The sequence below is a fragment of the Flavobacterium salmonis genome (genome assembly GCF_903819435.1).
Taxonomy (GTDB): domain Bacteria; phylum Bacteroidota; class Bacteroidia; order Flavobacteriales; family Flavobacteriaceae; genus Flavobacterium; species Flavobacterium chungangense.
In genome coordinates this window covers 376,699-393,584 of record NZ_CAIJDP010000079.1, presented here as the reverse complement: position 1 = coordinate 393,584, position 16,886 = coordinate 376,699, and the positions used below count along the sequence as shown (strand labels likewise).

The window sequence follows — 16,886 nt, the reverse complement described above, 5'->3', positions numbered from 1 at the left end:
CTATTGAATCTGCTTTTCTCAAGCATATTAGGGATATACCCATATTGCTTCATAAATTGAATTGCAGAACAATGATTACCATAAAAACTTGTCGAGGAAACTATGGCTGTTATTATTATTTCACTGTCACTTACTTGTCTTCTAATATCGTCTTTGTGCTCAATTCCTTGTAAAATATCATCGATTAAACAAAAAATTGAAATAATTTTGTCTTTTGTAAGCATCATATCTGTGAGTCTTTAGTTGTCGTAAACCAAATTTCTCACTTTTGATGCTTACTTTTTATATTTTATAACTAGCAACTTGAATTACTTAATAAAGTAATAATATGTTATGTGGTGAATAAAGTATAAAAATGTTTTTTAACAAATTATAATAGTAGATTTTACAACCCAATTATGTCATTGGTATATTTAATTTATAGTTTTTTCAATTTAGTAATTACCTCAGATGGAACTTTCAAAACAGTTCCGTGGCGTGTCCCCTTAGGAAAACTAACCTCGTCAGAAATGTCTTCCCAGCCTTTAGAAGTTTGTTTTACGGCGCCATATTTCTTTTGGGTGTATTTATCAAAATAAACAATCCACGAATTATCTATTTTAATCGCCGTTGGACCCTCAGCCCAATAATTTCCAGTAATTGGGTCGCTTGCTTTTGTGTATGGTCCTTCCAGTTTTTTGCTGGTCGCTACTTTTAAATTCTTCTGAACCGGGACTTTTGTTTCGTCTTTTAAATACATCGTAAATCCATCTTCAGTCTTTACAATTGAAGCGTCTATGACATTAAAGCCAGGTTCATAAAGCAATTTTGTTTTAGAAAACTTTTTAAAATCTTTGGTTGTGGTATAATAAATCCTGTGATTGTATCCTTTCTCTTCTTCCGATTTGGTTTCTAAAAACTTTCCGTCGATTGTAGAAGCCCAGTAAATCATATAGGTTTTGGATTTTTCATCATATGTAATTTCCGGAGCCCAGGTATTTCTTGTTTTTTCTTCATGTGCCATAACCGGAATAAATTCCTGTTTTGACCAGTGGATTAAATCTTTTGAAGAAGCATAACCAATGCCTTTATCTGTCCAGCTTACTGTCCAAACCATGTGATATAATCCGTCACCACCTTTAATTACACAAGGATCTCTCATAAGTTTGTCTTTTCCAACTTCAGGAGTTAAAAAAGATGTGTCATTTTTTAAAGTATTCCATTTATAACCGTCTTCGCTGTAAGCCAAATGTAGCCCGTCTTCGCCATTGCCTTTAAAATATGTAAATACATAACCATCAGATTTTAAAGTATAATCGTTAACAGCCAGCCATTTTTTGCAGGTTTCAGGCCAGAAGGCGTTGGTGCCTTTTACACCAAGACCAAAACCATGACCTCCGTTTTCGTATAAATGCATTTCTGCCGGAACTTTTTCTTTTTTTAAGGCTAAATAGTAATTAATACTATTTTCTACAGGAACAGCTTTATCATCAGTAGCATGCACTAAAAATGTTTTTGGTGTTGAAGCTTTTATCTGTTTTTCATTCGAATATTTATCAACTATTTCGCCCTGAGCATTTTTGCCTAACAAATTATCTTTTGAACCTTGGTGTGTAATATCTTCCTGCATGGATATTACAGGATAAATCAGAATTGAAAAATTAGGTTTTGCACTTGTTGTGTCACTAGGTGTATAGACTTTATCGTCATAATGAGTCGCTAAAGTTGATGCAAGATGTCCTCCGGCAGAAAATCCCATAAAACCAATTTTGTTAGGATCTAATTTCCATTTTGCAGCATTTCTTCTAACCAGACGGACTGCTTCCTGAGCATCCTGCAAAGGTGCAACAGTTTTGTTTTTCATGATTAAATCGCTGGGCAATCGGTACTTTAAAACAAAAGCATTTATTCCTAAACTGTTAAACCATTCGGCAACTTTATAGCCTTCTTTGTCAATAGCCAGCATTCCATAAGCACCTCCGGGACATATTATAACAGAAGTTCCTTTTGATTTTTCCTGATCTGCAAAATAAGCTGTAAGAGTAGGTGCTGTAACTTTGCGGACATCCACAGCAATACCATCCTTAGTAGTAACTATTTTCTCGATATATTCTTTAGAAATAATTTCATCAGGGACTTTATCCCATAATGGAATTTCCTTTTTTTGAGAAAAAGCAGTAAGGCTTATTCCTAAAGAAACAAAAAATAATAGTGCTTTTTTCATTATTTCATTTTATAAATTTCTGATCCGGCCAATAAAAAGCAGCCTAATCCGTAATCTTCAAAATCCGGAATTTTATCATAAGATAAGGGCTGACCATCTTTAGGTTCTTTTCCTGTAGATTGTAAAAAACCTAAAAATCCATTTTCATGTAAACTTTCTTTTATTATTCCATTCCAGGCTTTTTCAACCACTGGAAGATACGTTTCTTTTTTCAAAATTCCACTGTTTATACCGTATGCCATTCCGTAAACGAATAAAGCGGTTCCTGATGTTTCTTTTTCGCCAAAATTTGTTGGGTCATGTAAACTTACATTCCAGAACCCGTCAGGTCTTTGTATAGGTACTAAAGCCGCTGCCATTGCTTTTAAATCCTTTACGTACTGATCTCTGTGAGGTGTATTTTGAGGAATTATTGTCAGGACTTTTGCTAATGCGCCAATTACCCATCCATTTCCGCGGCTCCAGTAGCAGTCTTCTCCGTTTGGTTCTTTGTAAGGAGGATCAAAATCGGCATCACGCCACCATAGACCATCTTTTGGGTTAAAAAGACCGTTATCACCATGTTTGTTTCTTGAATACATATACATTTGATACATCTTTTCGAAATAGCGATTGTCTTTTTCCAAAACTCCCAATTTTGCAAAAACCGGCATTCCCATCTGAATAGCATCAATCCAAGACCAGTCGTCTAATTGAGGCGTATTTAGCAGCATATTGATATTTGCTTTGGTGTTTTTTAGCTTTTTAGCATCCGGTTCTAAATTATACAAATCAATATAGGTTTGGGCAGCACAATAATTGTCTGCATTTCGGGTTACGTTTCCGCTATTAAAACCCCATTTGTGAAATTCTGACCATTCATAAGCGTAGTTGTAATAGGCTTCTTTTGGAAAGATTTCATGCAAAGCCATTAATCCTTCATAATATACTCCACGCGTCCATATATTACTTGGACGTTCTTTATTAGTTATTATTGTTTTACCTGTTTCCGGCCATTTTTGCATGAAATAATCATTGGCTAAAATCATTTGTTTCAGTACCAGTTTTTTATCAAATGGCTGTTGTGCGTTTGTGGTATTCGTATATAAAAAGCATATAGCGAAAACTAAAAGTAACTTTTTCATTTTTGTTATTATTGAGAAATTAATTTTGTTGTTTTAAAGGTGTAATTGTAACAGGACCTAATAACCCGGATGGCATTGGACTCCATTTTGTTGCATCAAATTTTTTATAGTCTTTGTCAACCATATTGATTTCATAGAAAATCTTCCATTCTTCGCCTTTTAATTCTTTGTCACGAATTCGGTTTGCAGAAAGATTTGTTACCTGAATTTTTAAAGTGTTTTTTCCGGGTTTTAATTTTCCAATGTTCAGTTTATAAGGAACAGACCATGCAGTACCAATAAATTGATCATTTAGCCAGACTTTTGCGCTTTCGCGAACATCTCCCAGATTTAAATTCCATGATTCTGTTTTAGCATTCGGATTCTCAAATTCAAGTCTGTAAGTTGCCGATCCGGAAAAAGCTTCAGCTTCAGGACCTAATTTTGTCCATGATTCCAGATTTGAAACTGTCGCAGCTGGAGGTAATTTCGGTCCGCCTTTGTCAAAATTGATTTTCCAGTTTCCTTTTAGTGCAATTGCATCAGCAGTTGGTTCATAGTAATTCCATTTTTTTTGAGAAGCAGTATTTTCTGTCTTCAAAAAATAAGATTGGCCAGGTTCAATTTTGATTTTAACCAAAGTTGTGTTGCCGGATTTTTTTACGACTGCATTACCGAATTCTCTGTTTAAAGGATCGAAAATGATAATTTCTTTATTGCCTATTTGCAACGGAATGAAATCATCAATTGTTTTTGGAGTATGATTTACAAGATAATATATTTTTTCACCATCTACATCTCTTCTAATAAATTTCAAACCTGTATTGACAAGTGTCTCAGGATATATTTGAGCATTTTCCAATGTTTCAACAATATTAGAAACCGGTTTTGCTGCTTCTTTATTTTCGGCTATAACAGCCAGAAGTTTTACTTCCTGTTTTTTGTAATCATTAAAACCCGGAACAGATTCAGGTAATCCTTCAAAAATAATTTTACCACCGGCTTTTTGTAATTCAATTAGTTTTTGCAAAGTAACAAGAGGCATTTTTTTACATGCAGGAATAATTAACGATTTAAAAGTACCGCCCGGAAGACTGATTTTTCCATCTACAACTTTTGCTTCGGCAATGAAATTATCAGAGATAAAATCGACTCCGTAGCCTTTTTTCATTAGCTCTTTTGTTGTGTTGTAAAAAGATGTTTCATGCAGCCATTCAGACAAAGAGTGTATTTTGAATTGAAAAAACAAAGTTCCATTGTGATATTTGTCCCAGGTATCAAAAATAGGCCAGTAAAGTAAAATTTCATTATCTGATTTTCCCTGTTGTAACATTGACTGACAGTTTGCTATATAGGAGAAGAGGGACGGAGCATCTTCCCAGATATTATTATTTGCATTGAAATTCACAGAAGCATAAAATTTCCATCCCGGCCAGACCGCTCTGTCCGGTGAATAAGTGGATCCATGAAGAAAAATATGATTGACACCATTTAGCATTAAATCTTCAGCCTCCGGTTTGCATTGAGACAAAGCCGTTTTAAAATGTTCTCTTAGCCATGTAAAAGTTTCTGATGAAACGAGATTTTTTCCTGAAATATGTGCTGCCGATGAAGAGAATTTAAGCATTACAGGATCAGCATCACCCTCACGTATGTCTTGTTTTTCACGTCTAAAGCCCGGAATATCAAAAGGCATAGAGCCAAAAGTTTCACATTCAGGAATGTCAGCAGAAGCATATAAGTCAATTAAATTTCCGGGAGATCCGTGTGCCTGAAGTTTGGTTTTGAAATTTTTTGAATTGGCCCATTGTGTCCATGGCTTATCAAATTTATTCAATAATAAGTCGGCTATGGTCTGTCTGTAATCACTTCTTATTCGGTTAGAAATTTCATCATCTTTTTCGCTTAATAATAGTGATAATTGCTTTTTAAGGTCATATCCTCTTCGATTTTGGAATTCCTCAAAAAAGTTTGGAGTAAAGTCGGTTCCGTATACTTCATAGCTATCATTAAAAATAGCCCTGATTTTTCCTTCACGTCCTTTTAAAGCATTGTTGAATGGAACTACATATGCATTCAACGCTTCTTCTGAATAATGATCTAAAGTATATCCATTTCCTCCCGGAGCTGCTCTTTTTACCTTTTGTGCGGTCTTACCGCTAAAAACAGCATAAATGGTATAATCTGTTTTTTTTGCTTTCCATTTTAGTTTATTTGGTTCTAATGTGTTGACTAAGCTTACAGAAGATCCTTCGATACCTTTATCATTTAGTTTTGAATTTTTATTTTTTAATTGATCGGTTAGATTTACATAACTTCCATCACTGCCGTAGGCTAAAACATATAACAGTTCTGCGGGAGTCTTTTCCTTAGTGTCTTCCAGTTTTATAGAACGATCTATTGTTTCATTCTTTTTTAGCTGATATTTTTCTACAATCAGTTTTGTGGCTGCATGGGGCAGGGTAATGTGAGAACCGCCGTAAGGCCATCCGGTGCCTAAAACCATATCAACCTGCATTTTTAGACTGTCTGCTACATGAATAGTATAATCCAGCATTTCCATCCATTTTGGAGACAAATAATCAATAAAATTATTTTCTTCACCTTTTACACCATATATAGGAGTAATTTCTACCCCGCCAATTCCGGCTTTATAAAAATCAACTAGACTCTTTTTTAAGTTTGGCTTATCCACGGCGCTTCCCATCCACCACCAACGAGCCCAAGGCTGATTTATATTACTGGAGTCCGGCCATATAGATTTGTTTTGTGAATAAGTATGGAGGCTTATGAATATCGTAAAAAATAAAAAAAGTTGTGTTTTGATAAGTTTCATTATTAGGGTTGTATTCAATTGTTGATAGTAATTTATTTGAAGCTGGCAATGAAAGCAAAAAAATCATGAAAAGTAAATGTATATGTGATTTGCGAAATTCCTATCCTGTTCCGTCCTGTTGTTTATTATTGATAATAAATTAGTAAATAAGAGACAAACTATATTTTTCTTGATTTGATATGTTTTTGTGTAAAAAAGTATGAATATTTAAAAAATAATTTATTTAAATTTTAGATTTTTTATTGCGAAATAGCTGCTGTGTTTGGTCTTGCTAATCAGTAAGTTGTCCTTTTTTGTTAATTAAAAATTAAAGATAAAGTATAATATACTGAATTCTAACAGGATACTACAGGATGCTGTGGGTGTCCCTTCTAAATAAATTTGAATAAACTAATTATTAACGAAATTTAACTTTTTATGAAAAAGAAAATTAATCATCTGCTGATTGTCGCCATGTTTGCATTATTGCATGCATCTGGTTATTCGCAGAGCAAAGAGGTTACGGGGGCAGTTACTGATCCGGCTAAACTCTCTATACCGGGAGTGAACGTATTAGTAAAAGGGACGAATAGAGGAACGAGTACAGATTTTGATGGAAGATATAAAATAGCAGTCTCTCCAGGGGAAACTTTAGTTTTTTCTTTTGTAGGATTTGTGTCGAAAGAATTAAAAGTGGGTACTTCCAATAATTATGATATTTCTTTAGATAATGAAAGTTCTAATTTAAATGAAGTTGTAGTAATTGGTTATGGTACACAAAAGAAAAAATTAACTTCGGGTGCTATATCAGGAATAAAAACAGAAAATTTTACAGATAGACCTATTTCAAGAGTTGATCAGGGGATGATTGGTCAGATTGCAGGGGTTCGTGTAAAACAAACTACGGGTTTACCTGGACAGCCTTTTAGTATTGAAATTCGTGGAGCTGGATCTATCACTGCAGGAAACGAGCCTTTGTACGTAGTAGATGGTTTTCCAATTTCTACTGAAGGAACAAATGTTAATGGAGGTTTTTCTAATGGAAGCCCTTTAGATAATATGAATCCAAATGATATTGCGTCTATAGAGGTACTGAAAGACGCAGCAGCAGCCTCTATTTATGGTTCAAGGGCTGCTAATGGTGTCGTTTTGATTACTACCAAAAAAGGAAAAAAAGGAAAAGCAAAATTCACTTTTAATACCTATGGCGGTATAAATAAAGAAGCTAACAGGGTGGATATGTTATCTGCTGAAGGCTGGATTAAGAGAGCTAAAACAATGATTGATACCCAATGGGTAGGTTCTGGTATTGCGGGAGCTTCAGCTAGTCAGACTAATGCAGAGCGAATCGCTGCTTACAATTCTGTAAATCCAACAGCTCCTCTTAATACAACTAATAATAGATATTATACTTATTTGTATGACGAAAGATGGGATATGCCAGGACATCCTGGATTAGATTATATTGACTGGCAGGATAAAGTTTTTCGTACCGGAGAGTTTAGCAATTATCAATTATCTGCATCGGGAGCAACAGATGTAGTTAATTATTATGTTTCTGCAAATTATCAAAAAAATACAGGATATATCGTAGGTACAGATTATACTTTATTTTCTGCAAGAGCAAATATTGATGTTAAGTTATCAGACAGTTTTAAAATGGGAATTAATTTAGCTCCTTCTTATTCTGAAAAAAATGATCCTGGAGTTGAAGGAAAAGATAATACATTATTCAAAGCATTAGTAGCAACTCCTGTTTTTGAAAGTGCCCCAAATGCTGCAGGTGAAAAATATACGACCCGATATGCTTGGGGAAGCAGTACGACCAATATGCTTAATGCTTTAGCTAAAACTGGTAAAAATTCGATGTACAGAAATATTGTTTCTACTTATGCTGATTATAAATTTGCAAATGCCTTTACATTAAAAAGTACAATTAATTTTGATAATTCAGATAATGTATTCGAAAGTTACACACCGAATGATGTTCAGGCGAGTATCAGAGGAGCATATAATACCTATAGAAGATTAAATATTGTAAATGAGAATACTTTAAATTATAATAAATCTGTTGGAAATCATAGTTTTAATGTTCTTTTAGGGGAGTCCTTCAGTTCTTATAAAATTACCAGATCGAGTCTTGCTTCAGGTGGTCTTTACAGTAGTTCAACAATTGAAACACTTCCAACAGGATCGCTTGGTTCTACTAATGCAGAAAAAAATACTTTACTGTCTTATTTCAGTAGATTTCAATATGATTATAAAGAAAAATATATGCTTTCTGCCAGTGTTAGAAGTGATGGTTCTTCTAAATTTGGAAGCGAGAAAAGATGGGGGACATTTTATTCTCTATCATTGGCATGGAGAGTTAAACAGGAGTCATTTTTGCAAAATGTGGATTGGCTTAATGAATTAAAATTAAGAGCAAGTACAGGAACTAATGGTAGTAATAATATTGGTAGTTATTCTTCTTTTTCTACATTAGGTCAATTTAATTATTCTGTTGGAGGTGCTGTAGGAATTGGGCAAGGTGTAAATTCTATAGGGAATCCTTCATTGCATTGGGAGGAATCTAAAAGTGTCGATTTCGGATTGGATTTATCAATTCTAAAAAACAGAATTTCTGCAACATTCGATGTTTACAGAAAAACAAATAGTGATTTATTACTAAGACTTCCGGTTCCTGCTGCATCAGGATTTACAAGTTATCTTACTAATGTGGGAGCAGTACAAAATCAAGGTTGGGAGTTTGAATTAAATACAGTAAACTTTAAGACTGATAATTTTGAGTGGAGAACATCGGCCAATATAAGCCATAACGAAAATAAAGTGATTGCATTGGGACCGGATCAGACTAAAATTGAAATTAGTAATTCTTTTGACGGAGGAACTCCTTTTATTAAATTAGAAGTTGGTAAACCAATGTATACTATTTTTGGTTTGCAGCAAAATGGTGTCATAACTCAGGCAGATCTTGATGCAGCAGCAGCTGAAACGGCAGCTGACCCTTCTATTCCTCTTCCTACTACTATAGGTGGTAATAAATGGGTTTTGGGTGATCCAAGGTATATAGATCAAAATGGGGATAAAAAAATCAACTCAGAAGATCGTGTTGATTTAGGAAATCCAACGCCAAAATACACTTGGGGAATTACCAATAGTTTTAAATATAAGGATTTAGATTTGAGCGTATTGGTGCAAGGACAAAATGGAGGTACAGTTTATGGATTAACGGGAAGAGCAATTGATCGTACCGGAATGGGATCTGTTGAAAATGCATTAAATGTAGATCCGGCAGTGAGAGGAAATTGGAAAACTTCTTTCGGATATCAGGCAAATTCTGACTGGCTGTATAAGTCAGATTATGTTAGTATCAGAAGTATTTCTATTGGATATAATTTAAGAGAAGCTGTTAAAAATATAAAAAGAATTGATAATATGAGGCTTTATGTGACTGGTGAAAACTGGTTCTACTGGAACAAATACAAAGTAGGATTTAATCCTGAAGCTGTAAATACCTCTGGAAGTTCAAATAATGATTTTGCTGTTCCTGTAGATTATGGAGGGGCACCTTTAGCAAAATCAATCGTTTTAGGTCTTAACATTAATTTTAATTAAAATGAAAAAATATATTTGTTTATTAGCAGCTAATTTACTTTTGTTAGGAACAGTTTCCTGTACGGAAGAACTTACGCAGGTTCCTTTATCACAGGGGACAGAGCAGAATTTTTATGCTACCCCTGGAGATTTCATTCAGGCAAGAAATGCAGTTTATTCAGTTGCATTTCATGGAACAGGTACAACTGCTTATGGTTATGCAAATAGAGTGTTGAATTTGAGTGAAACCAGATCAGATAATTTGCTGGCATTGACGACGGCTTCTAGAGATTGGGAAGGAATTAATAGTTTTTACACTTCAATCAGTTCTAATGCCTATGTAAAAGAAGCATATGTAAGTAATTACAATGCAATTTACAAAGCAAACCAATTATTAGAAAAAATTACCGAAAAAGGAGATGCAATTTTTACAAACCCTGCAGATAAAGCCTCAATGGCTGCTGAAGCACGTTTTTTAAGAGCATTTTGTTATTTTGATTTAATCAGATGGTTTGGAAGGGTTCCGTTAATCGATAGAACGATGACAGCTCAGGAAGCTTCTAAAATTGGAAGAACCCCGGTTGTGGATATTTACAATTTGATTATTTCAGATTTACAATTAGCAATTCCAGATCTTACGACTTCAACTACTGATGCTGCCTATGTTGGTCGTGTTACTAAATATGGTGCAAAAGCATTATTAGGTTTAGTATATATGACTCGTTCTAGTCCAAATTACGGTATCGATGGGGCTATGCTTGGTCTAAATGAATGGGATAAGGCATATCAACAACTAAATGATATTAAAACGAGCGGTTCGTTTGTGTTTGGTACAGATTATGCAGCTATATTTAAAACTGAAGGAACTGCTAATAAAGAAAATGTATTGACTATTCCATATACACAAAGTTTAGCAAGTTCTATAGGAGGAAACTTCATGGTTGAAGTTGGTTATGAGCCTTATTTTGCTTCAGTAGGAATTGGGACAGCGCAAGGTTCTCTGGAAGGCAGGCCAATTTCAACAGGCTTTTTAAATATGTTTGCTGCAAACGACAATAGAAAAACTGTTGGTATTGCCACAAGTTACACTGTTGCTTCTGGAACTTATAAAGGAAGCTATACATTTCCTGTATACAAAAAATATATTGATCCTGCTAGATACGGAACCGGCGGGCGTGAAGACTGGGGTGTAGATTTTATGGTAATTCGTTATACAGATGTATTGATGCTGATGGCTGAATGTACACTTCATGGAGGAGGCGGAACGCAGGCTGATGTTGATGCAATTGTAAATCAGGTGCGAACAAGAGCAGGTGTGCCAGCAAATGCGTTAAATATTACTTTGGATCAATTATTTGATGAAAGACGAAAAGAATTCTTTTCTGAAGGTACAAGATGGTTTGATTTAATCAGATCAGGTAATGCATTAACTATCATGAATGCCTGGAAAGCAGCCGAAGATACGGGTAATAAAATCAGAACAATTGATAAGAATGGATTGTTATATCCAATACCATTATCTGAAATGTTAGCGGTTCCAGGATTGTATGATCAAAACCCTGGCTACGATTAATAAAAATAAATTTGCCCCAATTTTTTAGTTTATTTTGAAGAAGACCGCCTCGCTTTGAGGCGGTTTTTTTTGTTTTTATTTGTAAGATATATGAAAAATAGTCTAAATTCATTGTGTTATCGATTACATTTTTCATGATAATTTTTTTGCTTTTTGCAATTTATACAAGGAATACTGTAATAAGCATGTATGTTTATGAGTATTTTTGTTTTAATTTCATATAATATTAACGTATTTTTTTTAGTATCAAAAAAAATAATACATTTGTGTAATCGATTGCATAATTGCATCTTTTTTCTTAGTAATTTTATTTAATAGTTTATTTATGATTAATAATTATTTGTAGGAATACTGTTTGTGTTCATGCTAAGAATGTAAAAATCACCTATAAAAATGAATTGTAATAATAAAATAGATAAGAGTAGTGTAATGATGTAAAAAATTAAATAACTAACTAAATAATTAACCAAATTGAAATTTATGAAAAACAAATTAAGTCTCCTGCTGACTATAGCGATGATGGCATTGCTCGGTGCCTCAGCTTATGCGCAGAGTAAAGTAATTAAAGGGGTAGTTAAGGATGCCTCGGGTCTACCAGTACCAGGCGTTAACGTACTAATTAAAGGAGGGCAGAAAGGGGTAAGTACGGATCTTGATGGAAGTTACTCAATTAATGCAGCTCCTGGAAATGTTTTGGTTTACAGTTTTATAGGGTTTAAAAAACAGGAAATTACTGTTGGAAATGCAAATGTTTATGATGTTTTGCTTAAGGAAGAAGATAATTCGCTTGAAGAAGTAGTTGTTGTAGGTTATGGCGTAAAGAAGAAAAAAGATTTGACAGGATCAATTGTAAGTGTTGGCGCTGAAGAAATTGGTTCCAGACCAGTTGTAAACGCAGTGCAGGCTATGCAGGGTAAAGCAGCAGGGGTAGATGTGGCTTCAAATGAACGGCCGGGGACAGTTGGTGCTATTACTATCCGTGGTGCCCGTTCTATTTCGGCTTCCAATGCACCGCTTTATGTGGTAGATGGTATTCCTTTAAATACAAAACTTGTAACTGATGCTACTACAGGAAAAATTAGTGTAGATCAAAATACTGGAGGGATTGATTTTTTGAATCCAACTGACATCGAAACAATTGATGTATTAAAAGATGCTTCAGCAACAGCTATTTATGGATCTCGAGGTGCTAATGGGGTAGTTATCATAACAACAAAAAAGGGTAAAAACGGTAAGTTTACCTTAAATTATGATACTTCCATAATGACAGAAACTATTCATGAAAATGCCCCAATGATGAGTGCAGGAGAATATATCGAATTCCGTCGCTGGGGAAGATATTATTCTAATCCAACAGCTTTTCCAAAGGGTGATGCTCCCACTATTGCTAATGATGAATTAATTTTCTTAAAATCAGCAGATCCATCTGCCTGGGCAAATATTGCAAAGGGATGGAGTAAAGATAGTGGAGGTAATGATGTATGGGATGGTTCTAAGGTTGCCACTACTGATTGGGCAAAATTTGTAACCCGTACCGGAATCACCCAGCAGCACACCTTAAGTGTTAGTGGTGGTAGTGAAAAAATGAAAGCTTATGGCTCTTTTGGATACCTGAATAATACAGGAACATTATTTGGGCAGAGTTATGTTCGATATAATGGTACTGCTAATGTTGATATTACACCAACAAAATGGTTTTCGATGGGAGTAGGTATTAATACAAGCTATGGTATAAACGAATATGGACAATCAAATACAGGACGAACAGCGGTTACAAGTTCTACCGGAATTTATGCTACAGCTCGCACAAATCTTCCATACGCAGTTCCTTATGACAGTAATGGAAACAGAATTGATAATCCCGGAGGAGATTCTACTATCAGAACTCCTGTCAATGAATACAAATTATCTCAGGATCAACGTGTAACATTGCGTGCTTTTGGAAGTTTATATGCACAAATCGATTTAGGAGCAATTTCTTCAAAACTTGATGGTTTAAAATACCGTCTTAATTTTGGTCCGGATTTGACATCTTTTCGTGATGGAATATTTCTAGATGGAAAATCAGCTATTCGTTCAGGAACAAGTTTTGCTTCTTTAACTAATGAATCTTCTATTTCATACACGCTTGACAACTTATTTTTGTACAACAAAACTTTAGGAAATCATAGTTTTGGCGGAACTTTTTTACTAAGTCAGACAAGATATCATAATGAAACAAGTTCGATGTCTGCCAATGATATAAAAAATCCAAAAAACAAATGGAATTCCTTAACTCCTGCTAATGTAACACTTGCCGGGTATTCTTCAGGTTTAATAGAGTCAGGCTTGTTTTCTTATATGGGTAGAGTAAATTATAGTTATGCTGATAAATATTTGATCACTGTATCAGGTCGTAGTGATTCAGCTTCTCAATTGGCAGAAGGGCATAAAGAGGCATTTTTTCCGAGTGCTTCCGGAGCATGGGTTCTGAGCAAAGAAAAATTTCTTGAAAATATATCCTGGATTGATCAGTTAAAACTAAGAGTTGGTTATGGTGTTACTGGGAATGCAGCAGTTCCTGCTTATGCCACTACACCTCCATTGACAGGAATTGTTTATCCAAATGGCTCAGGAGTTGTAAATAATACGTCATTAGGTAATTTATCTTTGGGATGGGAAGAAACTGCTCAGTTTAACTATGGTCTTGATTTCTCTATGTTTAACAATAGAATATCAGGTGCTCTGGATTATTATACAAGTAAAACAACCAGTTTACTGCTAAAAAGATCTCTTCCAACACCAAATGGAATTAAAGATTCTTATCAAAATATAGGTGAAACTGAAGGAAACGGAGTTGAACTTACTTTAAATTCGGTAAACATAGCAACTAAAGATTTTGAATGGACTACCAGTTTTAGTGGTTCATACCAACAAAATCGTATTATGTCGCTGCAAAATGGAAAATTTAACGATATAAATAACAACTTGTTTATTGGAAACTCTCAAAACGTAATTTACGGTTTTGAATCAAACGGAATCTGGAAACCTGAAGATGCTGCCGAAATGGCAAAATTTAATGCTGCTGCAGGTTCTAATGTATTTTCATTTGGTAATGCAAGGCCTGTAGATCAAAATGGAGATTACAAAATTGACGCCAACAATGATCGTGTTATTATTGGTTCTAAAGATCCAAAATATATAGTTGGACTAACGAATACTTTTACATACAAAAATGTTGAATTATCCTTTTTTGTTTATGGCCGAATGGGATATCTTTATGATACAGGAGGAGAAAATGAAGGAGCAAAAGGAAGTCAGAGACAAATTGATTATTATACAGATAATAATACAAATGCAGAATATCAAAAACCAATTTATTCTGCGGGTACCGGGGATTCTTATTTTCCAATATTGGGATATAGAGATGGCTCATTCTTAAAAATAAGAAACATTTCTGTAGGATATCATTTTGATAAAGAACTAGTACAAAAACTGGGACTTTCTAAATTGAGATTATATTGTCAGGCAAGCAATCCGGGTATGATCTTCTCTAAAGTTAAATGGACTGATTTGGATACACAGACAACAGCTTCAAACAGAGGTATGACGTTAGGGCTAAATGTAGGATTCTAAATTAAATTAAAAAAAAAGATTATTATGAAAAATTATAAAAAACTATATATCAACTTAATGCTTGTTACCGCATTGACTTTAGTAAGTTCTTGTAGTAAAGATTTTCTTGATGAAGAGTTGACAACAGCTTACGATCAGGAATATTATAAAACGGAACCTGGAATACAGGCATTAGCTGTTGGTACTTATTATCAGGTTTTTGCTGCAGAATTTCAAGGCGAAGTTCCCCTTACGGCAACAGAGTCGGGTACAGATGAGTTTCATGCGGGTGGAGATCCTTCAAACTGGACATGGAATTCTTATTCTTCTGGTTTTAAGGCTTTTGTTACAGTTTCTAATGCTAATACAGTGGCGGCAAATACGAATTGGGATAATTTGTATATTGGAATTGGAAATGCTAATCAATTAATTGAAGCTGCTACAAATATTGTTTCAACAAATGATGCTATAAAGAAAACCGCGCTGGGTGAAGGATACTTTTTGAGAGCTTTCAATTATTTAAAATTGGTAAGTCAATATGGTGCTGTTCCTTTGGAATTAAAAGCTGTTACCAGTTCTACTGTTAAATTAGAGTTTACAAGGGCGACTCCACAAGAAGTTTTAGGACAGGTTATTTCAGATTTTACACAAGCCTACACTTTGTTAAGTAATGCTGGAGCTCCTGCAAAAATTACTAAAGATGCTGCTGCGCATTATTTAGCAAAAGCTTATTTAGCTCGTGCCAGTGAAATTAATGACAGTTGGAACTCTGCTACAAAAACGACAGATTTACAGCAAGTAGTTACTTTATCAGACGAAGTAATTTCTCATCACCCACTAGCACAAAACTATGATAACCTATGGAATTATACTATTGCTGATGGTGCAAATGAAAAACTGGGAGAATTAATTTTATCTGCTCAATTTAACGCCAGTACATTAACAACAGGAGGTAATCAACAGCACTTGTATTTTCTTTCTACTTATGATCAGTTACCACAAATGAAACGTAATCTTGCAGGGGGAAGACCATTTAGTAGATTGGCACCGACTTATTTTGTATATGATGTTTTTGATCATGTAAATGATTCCCGTTTCTGGAAAAGTTTTCAAACAAAAAGTATTGTAAACAATGCATCAGGTGCTGTTTATAAAAATGGCGATTTAGGTATTATGTATATCGTTAATAGCCAATCTGATACCCGTTTTGCCAAAACTAAAAACACAGGTACTATTATTTATCCAAAAACAGGAAAAACAATTCCAAGTGCATATGTAGCATATGCAGCAGATCACATTGGTTTGATGGCTGATGTAAGATTTCCATCGCTAAGTAAACATATGGATGGAAACAGAATAGATTTGAGCAATATTAAAGGATCACGGGATATCATATTGGCACGTTCTGCAGAAACTTATTTAATGGCTGCCGAAGCAAAAGTACGTTTGGCTAAACAAGGGGGTGCAACCTTCGCAGATGCATTACCATATATTAATATAGTTCGTACTCGTGCTGCTTATAAGTCGGGTGAGAATCGAGCTGCTTATGTAGATGGTTCCGCTGCATGGACAGTTACCGGTCAGGCTGGAATTCCAATTTCTTATATTCCTGAAAATTCATATTATGAATCTAATAATATTGCTGTTTCAACAGCCTCCACAAGTTTAACGATTTCAAGTATAAGTTCTCTGCCTTTAGAGGATGAAACTGTAATTTCAAAACTGGGATATGGAAGTGATTATGATAGAATGTTATGTTTAATATTGAATGAGCGTACCAGAGAATTGTGTGGAGAATTTCATCGTTGGCAGGATTTAAGCAGAACTAAAACTTTAGTTGCAAGGGCAAAAGCTTATAACATTGAAGCAGCTTCAAATATTCAGGATTTCCATAATTTACGCCCAATTCCTCAAACATTCCTTGATGGAATATATGCAAATGGAAAACCTTTAACAGCGGCAGAAAAAGATGCAATGCAGAATCCTGGTTATTAGTACCTC

General features: G+C 34.6%; 7 protein-coding genes and 1 pseudogene. 4 read left to right on the top strand and 4 right to left on the bottom strand.

Translation table 11 applies throughout. The annotated features are described in order from the left end of the window. From FLACHUCJ7_RS17965 to FLACHUCJ7_RS17950, 4 genes and pseudogenes are all read right to left on the bottom strand, one after another. Nucleotides 1-224 (bottom strand): annotated as a pseudogene (locus tag FLACHUCJ7_RS17965) (IS982 family transposase); the annotation flags it as partial. Nucleotides 225-418: 194 nt separating this feature from the next. Then, nucleotides 419-2,203 carry an alpha/beta hydrolase fold domain-containing protein gene (locus FLACHUCJ7_RS17960; protein WP_180909879.1) on the bottom strand — a complete coding sequence of 595 codons (1,785 nt, stop codon included), beginning with the start codon at nucleotides 2,201-2,203 and terminating at the stop codon, nucleotides 419-421. Next, a complete protein-coding gene (locus FLACHUCJ7_RS17955) occupies nucleotides 2,203-3,327 on the bottom strand; it encodes a glycoside hydrolase family 88/105 protein (RefSeq protein ID WP_180909878.1) in 1,125 nt (374 codons plus the stop codon). The genes FLACHUCJ7_RS17960 and FLACHUCJ7_RS17955 overlap by 1 nt, the downstream gene beginning before the upstream one ends. 19 nt (nucleotides 3,328-3,346) lie before the next feature. Then, the gene (locus FLACHUCJ7_RS17950) at nucleotides 3,347-6,142 is read right to left on the bottom strand and encodes a glycosyl hydrolase (RefSeq protein ID WP_180909877.1); all 2,796 of its coding nucleotides are present in this window, start codon (nucleotides 6,140-6,142) and stop codon (nucleotides 3,347-3,349) included. A 417-nt stretch (nucleotides 6,143-6,559) separates the two neighbouring features. On the opposite strand from FLACHUCJ7_RS17950, the gene FLACHUCJ7_RS17945 reads away from it, so the two are divergent. The 4 genes from FLACHUCJ7_RS17945 (at nucleotide 6,560) to FLACHUCJ7_RS17930 (ending at nucleotide 16,880) form a co-directional block, all read left to right on the top strand. After that, nucleotides 6,560-9,739, top strand: coding sequence for a SusC/RagA family TonB-linked outer membrane protein (locus tag FLACHUCJ7_RS17945; RefSeq protein WP_180909876.1), 3,180 nt, complete (start codon nucleotides 6,560-6,562; stop codon nucleotides 9,737-9,739). Between the two features lies 1 nt (nucleotide 9,740). Further along, nucleotides 9,741-11,291: a RagB/SusD family nutrient uptake outer membrane protein gene (locus FLACHUCJ7_RS17940; protein ID WP_180909875.1), complete on the top strand. Its 1,551-nt coding sequence runs from the start codon at nucleotides 9,741-9,743 to the stop codon at nucleotides 11,289-11,291. Between the two features lie 480 nt (nucleotides 11,292-11,771). Further along, the gene (locus FLACHUCJ7_RS17935) at nucleotides 11,772-14,906 is read left to right on the top strand and encodes a SusC/RagA family TonB-linked outer membrane protein (protein ID WP_180909874.1); all 3,135 of its coding nucleotides are present in this window, start codon (nucleotides 11,772-11,774) and stop codon (nucleotides 14,904-14,906) included. A gap of 24 nt (nucleotides 14,907-14,930) precedes the next feature. Next, nucleotides 14,931-16,880: a RagB/SusD family nutrient uptake outer membrane protein gene (locus FLACHUCJ7_RS17930; RefSeq protein WP_180909873.1), complete on the top strand. Its 1,950-nt coding sequence runs from the start codon at nucleotides 14,931-14,933 to the stop codon at nucleotides 16,878-16,880. Nucleotides 16,881-16,886 lie beyond the last annotated feature (6 nt).